At 35.6% G+C, this 18,240-nt stretch carries 15 protein-coding genes; 11 read left to right on the top strand and 4 right to left on the bottom strand.

What is annotated here, in order from left to right:
* Nucleotides 1–2: 2 nt before the first annotated feature.
* Nucleotides 3–602 carry a 16S rRNA (guanine(527)-N(7))-methyltransferase RsmG gene (gene rsmG, locus J3U37_RS11855; protein WP_267328836.1) on the bottom strand — a complete coding sequence of 200 codons (600 nt, stop codon included), beginning with the start codon at nucleotides 600–602 and terminating at the stop codon, nucleotides 3–5.
* Nucleotides 580–2,472 (bottom strand): tRNA uridine-5-carboxymethylaminomethyl(34) synthesis enzyme MnmG, encoded by a 1,893-nt coding sequence (gene mnmG / locus J3U37_RS11850; RefSeq protein ID WP_267336454.1) that lies wholly within the window; start codon nucleotides 2,470–2,472, stop codon nucleotides 580–582. The genes rsmG and mnmG overlap by 23 nt, the downstream gene beginning before the upstream one ends.
* An 876-nt stretch (nucleotides 2,473–3,348) precedes the next feature.
* Here mnmG and J3U37_RS11845 point away from each other — a divergent pair.
* From J3U37_RS11845 to J3U37_RS11835, 3 genes are all read left to right on the top strand, one after another.
* Nucleotides 3,349–3,570: an EexN family lipoprotein gene (locus J3U37_RS11845; RefSeq protein ID WP_267375064.1), complete on the top strand. Its 222-nt coding sequence runs from the start codon at nucleotides 3,349–3,351 to the stop codon at nucleotides 3,568–3,570.
* Nucleotides 3,571–3,782: 212 nt separating this feature from the next.
* Nucleotides 3,783–4,466, top strand: coding sequence for a DnaA inactivator Hda (hda, locus tag J3U37_RS11840; protein ID WP_220219598.1), 684 nt, complete (start codon nucleotides 3,783–3,785; stop codon nucleotides 4,464–4,466).
* Between the two features lies 1 nt (nucleotide 4,467).
* The gene (locus J3U37_RS11835) at nucleotides 4,468–5,247 is read left to right on the top strand and encodes a Cof-type HAD-IIB family hydrolase (protein ID WP_220218483.1); all 780 of its coding nucleotides are present in this window, start codon (nucleotides 4,468–4,470) and stop codon (nucleotides 5,245–5,247) included.
* Nucleotides 5,248–5,316: 69 nt separating this feature from the next.
* Here J3U37_RS11835 and J3U37_RS11830 read toward each other — a convergent pair whose 3' ends face one another.
* Nucleotides 5,317–6,819: an MFS transporter gene (locus tag J3U37_RS11830; protein ID WP_220218484.1), complete on the bottom strand. Its 1,503-nt coding sequence runs from the start codon at nucleotides 6,817–6,819 to the stop codon at nucleotides 5,317–5,319.
* Between the two features lie 296 nt (nucleotides 6,820–7,115).
* Between J3U37_RS11830 and J3U37_RS11825 the strand changes: the two genes are divergently transcribed.
* From J3U37_RS11825 to J3U37_RS11810, 4 genes are read left to right on the top strand one after another with little or no spacing between them, the layout of a single operon-like run.
* Nucleotides 7,116–8,684: an oligogalacturonate-specific porin KdgM family protein gene (locus tag J3U37_RS11825; protein ID WP_267375062.1), complete on the top strand. Its 1,569-nt coding sequence runs from the start codon at nucleotides 7,116–7,118 to the stop codon at nucleotides 8,682–8,684.
* Between the two features lie 51 nt (nucleotides 8,685–8,735).
* Nucleotides 8,736–10,298, top strand: a complete 1,563-nt coding sequence (locus tag J3U37_RS11820; RefSeq protein WP_267375060.1) for a GDSL-type esterase/lipase family protein — start codon at nucleotides 8,736–8,738, stop codon at nucleotides 10,296–10,298.
* 18 nt (nucleotides 10,299–10,316) lie between these two features.
* Nucleotides 10,317–11,483, top strand: coding sequence for a pectate lyase family protein (locus tag J3U37_RS11815; protein WP_220218487.1), 1,167 nt, complete (start codon nucleotides 10,317–10,319; stop codon nucleotides 11,481–11,483).
* A 32-nt stretch (nucleotides 11,484–11,515) separates the two neighbouring features.
* On the top strand, nucleotides 11,516–13,753 hold the full coding sequence (locus tag J3U37_RS11810) for a right-handed parallel beta-helix repeat-containing protein (protein WP_267328831.1): 2,238 nt from the start codon (nucleotides 11,516–11,518) through the stop codon (nucleotides 13,751–13,753).
* Between the two features lie 250 nt (nucleotides 13,754–14,003).
* On the opposite strand, the gene J3U37_RS11805 is transcribed toward J3U37_RS11810, so the two are convergent.
* Complete coding sequence (locus J3U37_RS11805; RefSeq protein WP_220218489.1) at nucleotides 14,004–14,639, bottom strand: RpiB/LacA/LacB family sugar-phosphate isomerase; 636 nt, start codon at nucleotides 14,637–14,639, stop codon at nucleotides 14,004–14,006.
* 259 nt (nucleotides 14,640–14,898) lie between these two features.
* On the opposite strand from J3U37_RS11805, the gene J3U37_RS11800 reads away from it, so the two are divergent.
* The 4 genes from J3U37_RS11800 to kdgR all read left to right on the top strand — a co-directional run bounded on the left by J3U37_RS11800 (nucleotide 14,899) and on the right by kdgR (nucleotide 18,239).
* On the top strand, nucleotides 14,899–16,071 hold the full coding sequence (locus J3U37_RS11800) for an oligogalacturonate lyase family protein (protein ID WP_267328829.1): 1,173 nt from the start codon (nucleotides 14,899–14,901) through the stop codon (nucleotides 16,069–16,071).
* 50 nt (nucleotides 16,072–16,121) lie between these two features.
* Entirely contained in the window at nucleotides 16,122–16,916 is a 795-nt protein-coding gene (locus J3U37_RS11795) for a gluconate 5-dehydrogenase (RefSeq protein ID WP_366915719.1), read from the top strand.
* Between the two features lie 91 nt (nucleotides 16,917–17,007).
* Nucleotides 17,008–17,328, top strand: coding sequence for a cupin domain-containing protein (locus J3U37_RS11790; protein ID WP_220218492.1), 321 nt, complete (start codon nucleotides 17,008–17,010; stop codon nucleotides 17,326–17,328).
* Nucleotides 17,329–17,444: 116 nt separating this feature from the next.
* Nucleotides 17,445–18,239, top strand: coding sequence for a DNA-binding transcriptional regulator KdgR (kdgR, locus tag J3U37_RS11785; RefSeq protein ID WP_267375058.1), 795 nt, complete (start codon nucleotides 17,445–17,447; stop codon nucleotides 18,237–18,239).
* Nucleotide 18,240 lies beyond the last annotated feature (1 nt).

Raw genomic sequence — 18,240 nt, 5'->3', positions numbered from 1 at the left:
AACTATTGAATGATAACTAAACGCCGTTCAGCATCTAACTCAGGAATCGTTAATTTAATATCTTGTTTCAAAGTAAAACCGGCAGGAATAGCATCGATTTCACTTCCTTTCAGCGCATAAAAAGATCCTTGTTGATTCGGTAGATGTTTACACCAATTAAGCATATCTTGCAAAGAGGCAAAAGCCCGACTAATTACACCGTCAAACTGTTTATCGCAATAGGCTTCAATTCGGCTCTGAACGGGATTAATATTAGCCAGTTTTAGTTCAAATTGTACCTGCTTTAAAAAGCGAATACGCTTGCCTAAACTATCAACTAAATCAAATTGTTTATCAGGATTGATAATGGCCAACGGAATGCCCGGTAAGCCCGGTCCGGTGCCAACATCAATAAAACTGTTACCAACTAAATAAGGTGAAACGACAACGCTGTCCATGATGTGTTTTATCAACATTTCATTAGGATCACGCACAGCGGTTAAATTATAAGCTTTGTTCCACTTATTAAGCATTTGAACATAATCAATTAACTGATCTATTTGCTGATCTGTGATCAAAAGATCCGTTTGATCAATTAGATTAATGAGTTTCTTTTTTAACATAATTTTTCTTTTTTAAATAAACCAATAGCATCGAAATAGCCGCAGGTGTAATACCTGAAATGCGTGAAGCTTGACCAATTGAAACTGGCTTGTGTTGTTTCAACTTAGCCACCACTTCATTCGATAACCCCGATATTTCGGCATAATCGATATGCGCCGGAATTAATGTCTCTTCGTTGCGTTTTTGCCGCTCGATTTCTTCAATTTGCAGCTTAATATAACCATCATATTTAACTTGAATTTCAACTTGTTCAGCCGCTTGCGCATCATTCAGACCTGGTGCAAACAATGACAATGATTTTAATGTTTGATAACTCATTTCAGGACGTTTGAGTAACTCTTCACCATTAGCTTCTTTGGTTAAATTGGCGCTTAATACCGCATTAACTTCATCAATAGTTTCAATATGCGGATGCACCCAAATGTCACGTAATCGAGCTCTTTCTTGCTCAATGGCTTCAAATTTTTCATTAAATCGCTGCCAACGATAATCATCAACCATGCCTAACTTGCGGCCGATCTCGGTTAGACGAATATCAGCATTATCTTCCCGAAGCATTAAACGATATTCAGCTCGTGAAGTAAACATACGATAAGGTTCATTTGTTCCTAAAGTACAAAGATCGTCAACCAGTACCCCTAAATAAGCTTGATCACGAGTTGGATACCATTGATCTTGATCATAAACAAATCTGGCAGCATTTAATCCCGCTAACATCCCTTGCGCCGCAGCCTCTTCATAACCGGTCGTTCCATTGATTTGACCGGCTAAAAATAGCCCTTTGATCACTTTACTTTCAAGTGTAGGCTTAAGATCCCGTGGATCAAAATAATCATATTCGATCGCATAACCCGGTCTGACAATATTGGCATTTTCAAGCCCTTTCATACTACGCACAAAAGCAAGTTGCGTATCAAATGGTAAACTTGTTGAGATCCCATTTGGATAGATCTCGTTGCTGTCTAATCCTTCCGGCTCTAGATAGATCTGATGCGAATTACGATCAGCAAAACGCATTATTTTATCTTCAATAGAAGGACAATATCTTGGACCAACCCCTTCAATAACACCTGTATACATTGGGCTACGATCTAAACTGTTACGAATGATCTCGTGGGTTGTTTCATTGGTACTTGTTATATAACAAGGGATCTGTTTTGGATGCTCACTTGCATTGCCTAAAAATGAAAAAACCGGAACAGGATCATCACCATACTGTGTACCTAATTTTGAAAAATCAATGGTTCTGGCATCAATTCTTGGTGGCGTTCCTGTTTTTAAGCGCCCCATTCTAAAAGGGTATTGGTGTAATGATTTAGATAAGCCGATCGCTGCAGGATCCCCTGTTCGTCCACCACTGTAATTATCTAAGCCAATATGGATCTTACCGTCTAAAAACGTTCCAGTTGTGAGTACAACCGCTTTAGCTTTAAAGCTGACACCCATTTGGGTTTTTACACCGACGATCTGATCGTTTTCGATGATCACATCTTCAACCGATTGTTGGAATAACATTAGGTTTTCTTGGTTTTCAAGGGTTGTGCGGATCACTTTACGGTAAAGCGATCGATCTGCTTGAGCACGTGTTGCCCTAACCGCTGGACCTTTACTGCTGTTTAAGATCCTGAACTGGATCCCAGCTAAATCGATAGCATGTGCCATTAACCCACCCATTGCATCGATCTCTTTAACCAAATGTCCTTTGCCTATTCCGCCGATAGCTGGATTACAGGACATTTGACCTAATGTATTGATATTATGGGTTAAAAGAAGTGTTTTGCGGCCCATTCTTGCTGATGCCATGGCAGCTTCTGTTCCTGCATGACCGCCACCAACAATGATGACATCAAAAAGATCCGGATAAAACATATAAAGCCTCGTTGTTATTTATCTATCGGTGATCGTATTTTTTTGATCGGGTGATCTGATTTAATTTAGCGTTAGGAATTGTACTCATCTTTTCAGTTACGTCAAATGATCTATTTTGATCGCGCTTTAAATTAAATAAGATCTTTTATGTGATCTTTTTTATTTTTACTACTATTAGCGTGGATCCTTTTTGTGGATAACCACGTTTTATTGTAATTTCATAGGATCTTATCGATCGTGAAATTCTGTTAATTGATCGGATCTTTTTCTAGTTAAAGCTGTTGATAATTGTTTTAGTTATCCACAGAAGATTTATTTTTTTAGGTTATTAATACCCTCATCACAGCTTATTAGGGGAATTTGTCACAGAGTTATCCACAAAAATTAAGTTTGATCGCTTGTTTTTTGTCCGGTTTTCTTGCAATTTTTCTTCTTGAATAAGAACAATAATAAATAACATAACTCTATTTGATAGCATTACATATTATAAATGCGTGTATAAAATAAGTTAGTCTGATGGTAAAAGTTTAATTGAAACAGATAATGAAAAAGCAGTGATCAAATCTTCATTTACTCAATAGACGCTTTTCAAAACACCATTAAGATCTCAAGCAATATACAATCAAGCAGATAAATTAGCAGATCCTTTTTGGGGTGGCGTTATGGAAGTAATCTAAATCTAAAATAATGCGAAAAATTCTGTGTGAAATTGATCAAAGCCGATAGGAATCATTACAAGATATTGCAATAAAGAATAAATATGCTAAGTAGCCTATAAAGACAATATCAGATTTACTTTAAGTCGCTGTAAATGATTATCTTTAATAAAGCACAGTAGATGTTAATAAGATTAACTCACAAGTGTAAGGAATTTATATGAAAAAGATACTAATATTAATTACTGCCATGTTTTTATTCGGATGTAATGAGAAGACCTATACTGTAGAAGACTTCAAAAATAACAAAGAACTACTCGATCAATACCGTAAAGAATGTATCAACGGTGAAATTTATGGTGATAGCTTAAATTGTCAAAACTCGCACAAAGCCTTAATTTTACTCAACAGACCAACTAATACCGGAAAATGGACTGATTAATTTAAGATTATGACATTTAAGCGCATAAAAATCACGCATGTGGCTTTTAAAGTTCTATCTGTGATAAGTTTATAGCGTTAATTTGCTCTTTATTTATTATAAACTTATCATCTTGTATTATAATTCTCTCTCCTTTTTATATGAAAGTGATTGATTTTTATAAAAGCAAATTTATACTTATCATGTATGTATTTTTATTGTGAGGTTACTTTATTACTCTTTCACAGTTACCTTTACCTTTTTCATCACCTAATAATGAAACCTTTGATAGTTTTTATGTAGGTGATAATCAATTATTGCTTGAATCATTACAAACCTTATTTGATAAGGAAGGTTTTAGTGTCTTTTATTTATGGTCGGCTAGCGCTGCTGGTCGGACGCATTTATTACATGCAGCAAGTCAAAATAAATTAGCGAGTTATATTCCTTTAAAACAGTATTATCACCTTGTTCCCGAAATTTTACAGGGGTTAGATAATTATGATTTAGTCTGTCTAGATGATATTGATGCTATTGCCGGACATCGTCATTGGGAAGAGGCTATTTTCGATCTATTTAATCGTTTAACCGAAAAAAATATTAGTAAGTTGTTAATTACCGCCAGTGCACCACCAAGACAGATCGCTTTTACGCTACCGGATTTAGTTTCCAGATTGACATGGGGGCAAGTTTATCAATTAAAACAACTTAGTGATGATGATAAACTTAAAGCACTGCAATTAAGAGCACAGTTAAGTGGTTTTGAATTATCAACCGAAGTGGGTTTATTCTTATTAAAACGTGTTAATCGTGATATGCGAACACTATTTTCTTTACTGGAAAAGTTTGAGGTAGCAACGTTAGCTCAACAACGTAAATTAACCATTCCTTTTATTAAACATATTTTGGATTTGTAAAATGAGTAAAAAACCTGAAGCTATCGTTTTTTTTGATTTAGATGGCACATTATTTAACAGTCAAGTTGATGTATTACCTAGCTCTTATCAAGCCATAGAAAAGTTAAAGCAAAATAATATTATACCAATGCTGGCTACGGGCCGTACTCCTTGTGAGGTGGCTAATTTAATGCGAACAACGCATATCAATTCGATTGTTGGTATGAATGGGCAAGTTGTGGTCTATCAAGGGGAAGTTGTTTACACCAATAACATAGATAAAAATGTTATAACCCGTATTTATGAATTTTCACAGCAGCAAATGAATATTCCTTTAGCATTTTATAACTATAAAACGATGAGGGTTTCGGAAAATAGCCAGCCTGCGAACACTTTTTATCACTATTTAAAACAAGAAGTGCCACCAGTTGATGATCAGATCTATTTAAAAGAACCTATTCAAATGCTATTGCTACTTTGTGAGCAGGGCGAAGCTAATTATCGTGATGTTTTCCCGGAGTTAACCTTTATTCGTAATACCCCTTATTGTGTCGATGTCTTTAATCACGGTGGCTCAAAAGGAAATGGTATTAATGAGCTGTTAAAAACTAAAGGATTTACTGATGTGCCGACCTACGCTTTTGGTGATGGTATGAATGACTTTGAAATGTTTTTAACTGTTGATCATCCTATTGCAATGGGTAATGCGGTCGATGATTTGAAAGCGCAAGCTGAATATATTACCGATACCAATGATAATGATGGCATTGCTAAAGCGTTGCAAAAATTTGGGTTAATCTAATCAATAGCTATAAAAAAATCATCTAATATAAACAATTAGATGATTTTTTAGTTGCGTTTTTATTTGTGTTTAATGATGTTTGAAACCAACATTATTATTACCAAAACAGTTGTCGTAATCATATCCGGTTAACTCTTTGACTAATTGTCTTATTTCCGGTGTAGCATCTTGTTTTTTACCACCATTTTTAAGTCTATCAAGTTCTTGAATAATCTGGGCGTGGGTGCCTTTATCCAATTTCATTCGATAAGTGAAGATAATACCTAAAATTGCCATGCCGCATACCCCAAATATCATCACCATATTAATAGCGGTAACGGCGCTTTCTGGTTGTACGGTGTTGACGCCTGAGACAAATCCGGAAAACTTCAAAACAAGCCCAAGAATAAAGACAATGGTTGCACGCATTAATTTACCGGCCATTGTCATCGCCCCTGCATAAATACCTTCACGACGTCTTCCGGTAAGGACTTCGTCGATATCAGCTAAAAACGTATACACACTCCAAGGAATATAGTAAACACCGCCGGTACCTAATCCAAACCAAATTGTAATGCCAATGACGATCCAAGTTACATGTGGCATATTTAGATAATAGATACCAATATAACCAATTACCGATGAGATAACGATCAATATGGCGATAACAAACGGTCTTTTAAATCCACGTTTTACGCACCATGCCATAAAAAATGCGGTTGAAATTAATTGACAGATACTACTTAGACTATTCATTTCTGATACAAATGTTTTCGGTTGTCCTAAGTTAAAAACCACAAAGTAGGTAAATGTTGCAGCAAATAGCCATTCAGCGCCAAAACCAAATAAATACATACCTAAATGATTTCGGAAGGTTTTTAAACGGAATGTTGAAAACACATCAGAAAATAATTTTACAATACTTTCCCAAAGACCGGATGTGGTTTCATCTTCAATTTCATCGGCTGGTTTTTCCCAACTATTGGCATAAAGCATAATAAGCGCAATAGCCATGATAGTTGCATAAGTGATACCGGTAAGTAAGAATGGTAATGGTGAATCTTTGCCTTTAAATAGATAGAAAAAGACCCCCGGGATTGCCGCAGCTAAGAAGTTAGCAACTTTACCAAACATCGCTTTAGAACCTGCCAGATAAGTTCTTTGATCGAAGTTTTTAGTCATCTCTACCGGTAAGGTATTATATGGAATCATAATCATGGTATAGATGAATTCAAATAGAATATAGGTGGTTAAGTAGTACCAAAAATTCATGCCATCAATCCATAATAATGGATAAATAATCATGCAAGGAATGGCTAACAAAATAAAAAATCGACGGCGACCAAAGCGACGTCCTAATTTAGTATGATTAAAATTATCCGTGATAAATCCCATTAAAGGATTTAAGATAACATCTAAATAGGTCGCTATTGAAAATATTAACGTTGCTTGAAAAGCCGAAAGGCCACAGAAGGTTGTATAAAAGTAAAGTAGCCAAGCCGCACTAATCGCCAGCGCTCCACTTCCTATCAAGTTACCACTCCCATACGAAAATCGAGTTAGTGTGGTTATCTTTTTTTGATTGTCAGCCATAAATCTCTTTCCTTTAATAATGAAATGCTGTTTTAAAAATATTATCTAAAGAATACTAAATTTATTGAAATTTACTTTAAATTTTTTTAAGAAATGTGATATGGGTAACAATTTATTTGTTTTTTAAAGATTAATTTATCGTGACAAGTAAAAATAAAATGATAACTATCATATAGTTGAAAAAAATTTATCACTGTTTATCTAAACTGTGATCTTATTAACAGAAAAATAGATCAAAAACATAAAAAATATAAAACAGTATTTCAAAAATAAGAATTAGGGATAAGGTGACAGTGATGCGTCATATAAAATTAAAAAAAATTTCTTTAATGGTGTTTATTTCGACATTTTCGGCATATGCATTTGCCGGCTCAGGCCAAACGACTTTTCAATATGAGCATAATTGGAAATCGATGGATCGAATTCATGCTGATACTTTGAAGTTAATTCATAAAACAGATGATAATTGGCAATTTGAATTTAAGTTTGGTGTAACCGAAGGTGGCGGAAATAAACGCGATACTTTATATGATGATATGTATGGTGGATCTGGTGGGGTCGTTATTCAAAAAGCATTTAATCTTCCTAATGGCTTTGGATCGTTAATTCCGGCATTAGAATTAGGCTTTGGTAAAGATTTAACGCTTTATCAACCAGGTTTAAAGTACAGTTATAAATTTAATAGTGACTGGTCAAGTAGCTTACGTTATCGCTATGAATGGAAAAAAATATCCCAATCAGAGCGCTATAAAACGGCCAAAATTGCCGGTAATCGGATCAAATATCTTGCAAGCAGCAATACCGGAAGGCACCGTTTAGATTGGGCGTTAAACTATTCTGGATTAAAACGACTTAATCTTGCCTATACCTTTAATTATTATATCGGTGATTTTACCAATGACTCTTATAAAGTGGTAAATAACAAGCTGGTTAAAAATAAATATAAAGCTTATAACAACAAAAAAACTGATTATGAGCAAGAATTTAAAATAACGTATAACTACTCAAAACTATTTCGCCCCTATTTTTCGATTTCCGATGTTTCTAAAAATAAAACAACAGATACCAGACAGGCTAAATTCAAAGTTGGCTTCAACTACAATTTTGGGCAATCAAATAGCGCTGCGCCTAATTTTGCTTATAAAACCTTTTTCAAATATATGCATAATTATGGGCTAAATTCCCACTACCATAGCGATAATTTTGGCTTGCATCTCGACTTTGCTAACAAAGGTTATTTAGGCATTGGAATTAGTACTTATAATCAAATGAAAAACAAAATGTTTTTCGAAAATTTAGTCTCCAGTCATTATCAAATGTATGGCGGTTACCATTTCTACCTTGCTGATAATTGGGTGTTGACCCCGAATATGGAAGTAAGATTCTATTCAGGCGGTGGCTATAAAGCGAAAAATAAAGAAAATATTCCACATTATCAATTAGGTGATGTGAGTGACTCACAACGTCCGGGAATGCGATATACACCAGCATTGAAACTAACTTGGTTAGCAACTGACGATCTTTCATTGTATGGTCAGTATCGATTTGAATATCGCAAGGTTTCGCGTAGTAAGCGTGAAGATAGTGTTCAAGGCTATGTTAATAACCGTTCGCGTAATCGTTTTGATATTGGCGCCAATTATGCCTTATCAACTGATTGGAATATTGGATACCGATTTGCTTATTTTAGGGCTAACTATGTATTACAAAATGATAAAAAGCATGACTACCAACAAGAAATAGATATCAATTGGCAAGCCACAAAAGATTGGCAAATTAATTTTGCAGCAGAAGATGTTGCGAAAAAAGTTCACTCTGATGCAAGGGAAACCAAATTGGGATTGGGATTAAGTTACCTATTTTAATTTTGCTTTGAGCGATCCAAATCATAGTAAAACTTATTTTGGGGTGAAAATATGATAAAAAAATCAATTTTAGGCTTTTCAATGCTGGCTTTGCTGGCCGCTGAGACCAATGCCAGCACCTTATTACAAGGTCATGTTTATGTGAATAAACCGGTCGCTAATACTGTAGTGACCATTCGTGATGCCAATAATAAAACCTTGAAAGTGACAACCGATCATCAAGGATTTTATCAACAAGATGTTTCACAATTATCAGCCCCATTGGTGCTATTTGCTAATAACAATTTATTGAATCGAGCTGTGCAAAAGGGCATTTGTGCCGGCAACTGTATTGTTGCAATGGTGAGTTCATTACAACAAGATCAGGTTAACACTGCCAATATTAATCCATTAACCGACTATTTTGTTAGCGAAGTAGCGAAGCAAATTTCGCTTGTTGGTCCTGAGCAACTGATTGAACAAAGCGTTATATCGCCAATAAGTGATGATATTTTAACTAAAGCAGAAGAACAATTACATACGCTTTTTGATCAGGGTTTACGTCAAGCTGGGATCGCCGATCGATTATTTGATCCTGTGAGCACAAATGATCCTGCCCTAAACCGTTTACTCGATCTTATTATTTTCAATCGAGGCTATCACTCGGTCAGTGGCGAGGTGGGCGCAACTGTTTTGTTGGATATGCGTTTTAAACCGATAAGTCAACAATCGGTTTTTGATTATGATCGTGCTGTAAAACAAAAAGAGGAAAATATTAAAGCTAAAAAACGTATTTTTATTGTTGGTGATTCAACCGCATCTAACTATGATCTCAACGTTTATCCAAGAATGGGGTGGGGACAAGTATTTGACCAGCTTCTTGATAAACAAGCCAACATTGTTGTGATAAATAGTGCACAATCGGGGCGCTCCAGCCGTAGTTTTGAGGCAGAAGGTTGGTTTGATCTGATCAAACCGCTCATGCAAAAAGGCGATTATTTGTTTATCGCTTTTGGTCATAACGATGAAAAATGTGATGCAAGCAATGTCAAACGAGGGCAAGCTGATGTCAGTCATTTATGTACTTACCCTAACGATGCTAATAATCATAAGCAGTATCCGGCAGATAAGGTAAGTATGTCTTTTCAAACCTCCCTTGAGCGTTATATAAATTTTGCTAAACAAAAGCAAATGACCCCTGTATTAATGACGCCGGTTACTCGATTTCGTGATGCCAATAATAAAATTGCTTATCAAAATCAAAGCACTTTGCCAGTAAGCCATATGCATTACACCAGTAATAAACCGGGTTTTGCTTATTTTGGTGATTATGCCAATACCATTAAATATACCGCTAACGCTAATCAAGTTGCACTCATTGATTTAGAGACATTGAGTATCGAATTTGCTAACTTACATAAACATGATTGGCAATCTTACTGGTTAGTTATCGATCCGAATAATCCAAACTACCCATACTACAAAACACAGTCAACAGGGGTGATAGATCATCCAGATACGACACATTTTCAAGAAAAAGGCGCATTAGCTATCGCCAAAATTATTGCTAATGCCATAAATAACGATCCTTGGTTACAACAAGGAATCACTTTTGATCAAAGTCAGATAAACTAATAAAAAGGTATTTGTTAAATGAAAAAATTAATCATTGCGCTATTCATTCCTTTGGCAATTAATTCATCTATTGCAGCATGCCATGCATTATCTCCTTCACCTATCAAAATTAGCGAAGCTCGTGATGTTGCACCTAGAGACGGTTTTGGTGGTTATGATTTAGCGACAAATACCGGAACGATTGGTGGTGCTAAAGCAAATGAAAAAATGATCTTTATGGTGAGTAACAAACAAGATCTTTTAGATGCGATTGCGATCAATAAAAATCAGCCTCGTATTATTCAAGTTTCCGGGATCATTGATCTTAGTGAAAATAAGCCGTACCAAAATTTTGACGATCAAAAATCACGATCCTTAATCAAACTACCAAGCAATACAACATTAATCGGTATTGGCAATAATGCTGGATTTATTCATGGTTCGATAGTGCTATCAAACGTTAGTAATGTCATCATCCGTAATTTGAAGATTGAAGCCCCCGTTGATGTTGAGCCGAAATTTGAAGAGGGTGATGGCTGGAACGCCGAATGGGATGGCATTAATATTATCACTTCAAGCTATATCTGGATCGATCATGTCACTTTTACCGACGGCCAATTTACCGACGATAAATATCAAGAAAAAGCAGGTTACAAATATGTACAACACGATGGTTTATTAGACATTAAGCGTGGTAGTGATTTTATTACAGTTTCTTATTGCTTGTTTGAAAACCATGATAAAACCATGTTAATTGGTCACAGTGATAAAAACGCCGAGCAAGATGAAAACAAATTAAATATTACGCTTCATCATAATGTTTTTTCTGATATTGGCCAACGTGCTCCAAGGATTAGATTTGGCAAGGTCCATATGTATAACAATCTCTTTAAAGGCACTGTTGATACATCTAAAACTGCCTATCCTTACCTTTATTCAATCGGTTTAGGTTATAAAGGCAGCGTTCTTTCAGAAAAGAATCAATTTATGATTACTGGCCTGAAAGACAGTTGCAAAATAGTCAAACAGTTTAAAGGCAATAATCTTCAAGATAACCACTCTTTATTCAATCAATCAACGGTTAATTGGTCGTCGTGCGGCTTTGATAATAAGGTAACTTGGTCTGTTCCTTATCAATACACGCTAGATGATGCTAAGTTTTTTGCTAAGCAATACTCACGCTTAGTAGGTAATGGAAAGCTTTAATAATCAGTACAAATAAACTGTTAGGATACATAATGAAAAAAATATTTACTTCGGCACTTTGTCTATCAGCGCTCTATTTTGGCACTGCTGATGCACAACAATGGAAAACAATAGCCTTTGGTCAATCAACAGATTTAAACTTTGCTTCACTTATTAAGCCCGAAAAAGTCGGAACCAATAATGCGTGGATTGCAGGTCAAAGTTCATTTTTAATCCCTAATCAGCCCTATCAATTGCCGGCTGATTTTTATCTTGAAAGTCGAGGCGGTAAAATAGCTAACTCACATGATGGAATGGTGGTTTTTTACACTCAATTACCGGTTAATCAAACCTTTACTTTAGAAAGTGATGTTACCTTAGAACAGATTGGCCCGGAAGTCGACGGTAAAACTCCGGCAGCACAAGAAGCTGTGGGTTTATTTGTGCGTGATACTATTGGCGTTGCCAGAAGTGATCCTCAGCCGGCAGGTTATGAGGAGTTTCCCAATGCTTCAAATGTTATTATGAATGCCTTAATTACCCAAAATAAAAAGAATGATAATTTAGTCAAAGTCACCGCATTGGTGCGTGATGGCGTAAAAAAAGCTTGGGGTAATGAAGGTATATCAATTAATAAAGATGATTATGTTCAAAACGTCAATTATGTTGAGGTTAAAAATATGCATTTAACCCTAACACGAACGGCTGACAAATTTATTTTAGCGATGAAAGACAACGCTTCAGGAGTGGTGAATAAATGGCAAATGAATGACTATCAAGGCTTTATGAATCAACAAGATAACACCAATATTTATGTCGGTTTTTTTGCTTCGAGAAATGCTAAAGTTGAGTTCAAAAATTCGGCATTAACCCTTGGTGATGAGCTGGTCAACTACAGCCAATTACCGGAAAAACCACCGGTTATTGTGGATATTAAGCCAACATTAACCCTCGCTTCACCACTCAAGGTTTATCATAAAAACTACACATTACAATTTTTCCCTAACACGTCAGGGACAGTTTTTGTAAAAGAGATCAATAAAACATTTACTGCTAAAGTGGGTGAATTATTACAAATTACAACCGAATTATCACAAGGGGCTAATACCTTCACGGTCGAATTTAAAGATCAGAATAAAACCAATAGCCAAACCTTTACGGTAAATCTGGATAAATCAACAATTGAAAACTTATCGCATATTGTTGTTTCCCCTACTGGTAAAAGTCACAATCAAGGGACAAAACGCTCGCCAGTTGATCTACAAACAGCTATCAATAGTGTTGAGCCAAATGGTGTGATTTATTTAATGGATGGTTATTATAATGGCGTAACTATTACCCCAACATTGAGTGGTTTACCGGGCAAATTAAAAACCATTGAAGCGATAAATAAACATAAAGCGATATTTATCAATGAAACATTTAATTTAGATGGTTATTACTGGTCAATAAAACAGGTAATTTTTGACGGTAATATTGATGATAAAGATAATCAACCTGCCTATTTAAGAATTGCCGGTAGCCATAATATTATCGATCAAGTTATCACCCGTAATAATAGCGATACCGGATTAGCCATTTCTGCTAAAAGCAAAAATCGACTGTTTTGGCCGTCTTATAACTTAGTACTTAATTCTGATTCCTATAATAATATGGATAAATCCGGTAAAAATGCCGACGGTTTTGCCGCTAAGTTAGGGGTTGGTAAAGGTAATGTGTTTAGAGGGTGTATTGCGCATAACAATACCGACGATGGATTCGATCTGTATAATAAGATTGAAGATGGCCCTAACGAACCGGTTTTAATTGATAGCTCGATAACTTATTCTAACGGTTTTCCATTCTCTAAGCCCAATATAGCTAAAGGTAGTATTGGTAATGGCTTTAAATTAGGTGCCGAAGGGCAGCCAGTAAACCACAGAATTATCAATTCCATTGCGTTAAATAATAATATGGATGGATTTACTGATAATTTTAATACCGGTTCTTATACAATAAGTAACAATATCGCTATCAATAGTGCCAGATATAATTATATCTTACGGGCTAATCCTTATACCTTTTTAAACCCGGTGGTAACATTTGAGCATAACTACTCTATTCGTGATAGCTGGCAATCGGTGATTAAAGATTCATTAGGACCACAAGTTGTTGTTAAAGATTTTCAATCTGTTACGCGTGATGCATTGTGGAAAGATGATATTAAATTCACAATAACACGTGATCAAAACGGAAATATTGTTTTACCTCCCGAATTAAAAACATTAATTGACCAGCACTTAGTTAACTAGTTAACAATCAAGATTAGCGCTAAACCAACAATTGGGTTTAGCGCACAATATCACGGTATACTGATTTTATTTTTACCAACATCAACCCTTATTGCATTTATATTTGCAGCTAATTTTAATTGTCCTGACGGTTTATCTTTGGGATACGTAAGTGAGATAAGTGATTAGATGATAATTGGATTAATACGATATAGATTTGCCATTTCATGCAACGACCGTTACGTTTGAAATGGCAAATAAGCCATGATAATTAAGCTAGTAGGCTTTTAATATAGGCAGTGATTTGAGGATCTTGGCTATTTTCAAATAGGCATTTTTGGAAACGTTCGCCTTTGATTGCATCTTTTAACAGTGATTGATCAATTGATTTTAATGATTCAATTAAGGTTTTACCTGCGGCGTTTTTCATTTCATTTAAAATAATAGCATTCGCATTTTGCGATTCACGGCGCTCCGGTGGGTAACCTAAGCCTTTTTCGCCTTCAAATGCTTTTTCAAAAATATAGCGCGCGTTTAGTTCAGCACCCCAACCAAATCCTTTGGCAAAAGCGAGAGATAAAGCATTGCCATTATTAACTTGAGCAAATAAATAAGCGTCAGTAGGCTCAATACAATAACCACAATTAACGCCAGGAAAAGCATTTAATGCCATTAGTGCGCCTTGCCCGGTACCACAACCGGTAATAACGAAATCAACCGCTTTACTGTTTAATAAAATAGCGCCAATAATACCCAAATGAACATAAGTTAATTTATTGTCATTGTCGCCATCCATGCCGACATTAAAAACGGTATGGCCGTGCTTTTCCGTCGCATTTTTTAATTCATTTAGAATAATTGGATTTTTAGCCGCTTGGCTAAACTCATTCATTAGTGCTATTTTCATGATTTACCTCTAATTTTGTTAAAATAATAACAAATTACATAAAAAACAGATCCTGCGTTTGTTATTAATGTGCTTTATATCGATTATAAACGTGCAAAAAAATATAGCAATTTTTTTAACTAAAATAAAACGATGTTTTAATAAATTTATTGCAATGTGATGAAAGTCACAAAACCATCCCCTTTTTTATATTACTATAGCCCAAAATAATAATTTAAGTCTTTTATACATTTAATTTTTTTAGATTCAGGGAGTTTATATGGCTAAGGGGAATATTGTACAATTATCATTTTCATCCTTTGTAGATGATGATTCAAAAAATGAAATTATCCGACTCACACCGGAAGGTGTGACATGTCATCGTAATTATTTTTACCAAAAATGTTTTACCAATGATGGTCGAAAAATCCTCTTTGCCGGTGAATTTGACTCCAATCGTAACTACTATTTGCTCGATCTTGAAAATCAGACCGCTAAGCAACTTACTGAAGGCGCTGGCGATAATACTTTTGGCGGCTTTTTATCGCCTGATGATAAATTTTTATACTACGTTAAAAATGAGCGTAACTTACAACAAGTAAACCTTGAAACCCTTGAAGAAAAAAATGTTTATACCGTGCCAGAGCAGTGGGTTGGTTATGGTACTTGGGTCGCTAATAGTGATTGTACCGAAATTGTTGGCATTGAAATCGATAAAAAAGATTGGACACCTTTGACTGATTGGACGATTTTCAAAGCGTTTTATGATAAAAACCCACATTGTCGGTTGATCAAAATTGATATTGCAACAGGCGTTGCAACAACGGTAATTGATCAGAATGTTTGGTTAGGTCATCCAATTTTCAGACCTTTCGATGACAATACCGTCGCTTTTTGTCATGAAGGACCGCATGACTTAGTCGATGCCAGAATATGGTTAGTGGATCGTGACGGTAACAATGAGCGTAAAGCTCATGACAATTTACCAGGAGAGAGCTGTACCCACGAGTTTTGGGTACCGGACGGTTCCGGGCTTGCTTACGTTTCATATATGAAAGGGCAGCAAGAGCGTTATATTCGACTTTATAACCCAGTTACCAATGAAGATAAACAAATTATGGAAATGCCCGCCTGCTCACATTTAATGAGTAACTTTGACGGAACACTTTATATTGGTGATGGCACCGGAAGCCCTGTTGATGTCATTGATACAAGTGGCTACAAAATAGAAAATGATCCTTGGCTCTATATTTTAGCGCCTAAAACCCAAACAGCCCATAAACTCGTTAAACACAATAGCTCTTGGCGAGTATTAGACGGTGATCGTCAAGTAACGCATCCGCACCCTTCGTTTTCGCCTGATAATCAATATGTTTTATACTCGTGTGATGCGCAAGATGAACCAGCACTTTATTTAACCAAAGTGCCAACTAACATTTTAAATGAAATGTGATAGACCGTGATTTGTCTGTCATAAATATAACGGAGAATATAACTATGTCGATTTTAAATAAATTTTCACTTAACAATAAAGTTGCGCTTGTTACCGGTGCCTCTTACGGTATTGGTTTTGAAATTGCAAAATCGCTTGCGTCAGCTGGAGCGAAAATTGTATTTAATGATGTTGTACCTGAAAACTTACAGAAAGGAATTGAATCGTATAAAGCTCAAGGCATTGATGCCCACGGTTATTTATTTGATATAACAGATGAAACAGCTGTTGAAAAAGCGATCGCTCAAATTGAACAAGAGCATGGCGTAATTGATATTTTAGTCAATAATGCTGGGATCATTCAACGAAAATCAATGTTAGAAACCAGTGCTGCCGAATACAGAAAAATTATTGATATCGATTTAACCGGTCAATTTATTATGGCTAAAGCCGTTCTTCCGTCAATGATTAAAAAAGGAAGTGGCAAAATCATCAATATCTGTTCAATGATGAGTGAGCTTGGCCGTGAAACCGTTGTCGGTTATGCATCGGCTAAAGGTGGTTTGAAAATGCTTACTAAAAATATCTGTTCTGAATTTGGTAGTGCCAATATTCAATGTAACGGTATTGGACCGGGCTATATTGCTACACCACAAACAGCACCATTACGTGAAAAACAAGCGGACGGATCTCGTCATCCATTTGATCAGTTCATTATCGCTAAAACACCAGCTGGTCGCTGGGGCACACCTGATGATTTAGCCGGGGCAGCGGTCTTTTTAGCGTCGGATGCATCAAATTTTGTCAATGGCCATATTCTTTATGTTGACGGCGGAATTTTAGCCTATATCGGTAAACAACCTTAATTGTATAATATTGCAAAAAATTGACAGAGATAAGAGATAAAAAACAAAGCTTTTTATCTCTTATTTGTTTTAAATATTTAGGAGTGAACTCATGTTTTGTTTTAATTCAGATTGTCAATTAATCGATTTAGGCAATGGTGTTAAACGTAAGATATTGGCGCATGACGGTAATATGATGGCCGTTGAAGTCCATTTTCAAACCGGCGCTATAGGGGCGATGCATCATCATCCTCATGAACAATTAACTTATGTGTTATCCGGTGAATTTGAATTTACCATTGGCGATGAAACTAAAATTGTTCGTGCTGGCGATACTTTATACAAAAAGCCTAATATTGAACATGGTTGCGTTTGTAAACAAGCTGGCGTACTGCTTGATATGTTTACGCCACAAAGATTGGATTTTTTATAAAATAGCTAGTAACGAGTCATAATTAAATATGATATAATTTCGACAGACTAAATTTGAACAAATATATCATTTTATAACTCATTAATAGCTAATTTTAGTAAGGAGATGTGCTTATCATGAACGATAGTTCACCAGAATCCGTTGCTTCAGTATTAAAAGTTTTTGGAATTTTAGAGGCTTTATCTGAGTCAAAAGACATTGCAATATCAGAATTATCGCAAAAAGTAATGATGCCTAAAAGCACAGCTTATCGTTTTTTACAAACTATGAAATCATTAGGTTACGTTAATCAAGAAGAGGATTCTGACAAGTATTCGTTGAATTTAAAACTACTTGATTTAGGTAACCGAGTGCTTTATCACCAAAACTTTTTGACCATTGCTGATTTAGAAATGAGAAAGTTACGGGATAAAACTAAAGAAACTATCCATTTAGCGGTTCGAGAAGGTGATCAAATTATCTATGTTAATAAAGTTGCTTCCGAACAATATAGCCTCTGTTTAACTTCGAAAATTGGTAATCAAGCCACAATTCACGCAAGTGGACTCGGTAAAGTCTTATTAGCTTGGCTCGATGACGAAAGCAAAAAAAGCTTAGTTAATGGTATTGATTTTGTCAGGTATACACCCAAAACCATTACCAGCAAAGAGGCTTTTTTAGCTGAACTCGATGAAGTAAAACGTTGTGGATATGGTAAAGATAATGAAGAATCTGAGCTAGGCTTACGATGCTTTGCGGTGCCGATTTATAATCGTTTAGGCAATATTATTGCGGCATTAAGCCTATCAACCTCAATTTTTCGATGCAACACTGCTGATGAAGAAGCGAAATTAATTAATGAAATCAGACAGTCTGCGGCCAAAATTTCAGAGTTGATTGGTTATAACAAACAATCAAAAAATATTGATTAAT

Origin of the sequence: Gilliamella sp. B3172 (assembly GCF_026536465.1) — a bacterium.
Lineage (GTDB): Bacteria > Pseudomonadota > Gammaproteobacteria > Enterobacterales > Orbaceae > Gilliamella.
This window is presented reverse-complemented; position numbering and strand designations above follow the sequence as displayed.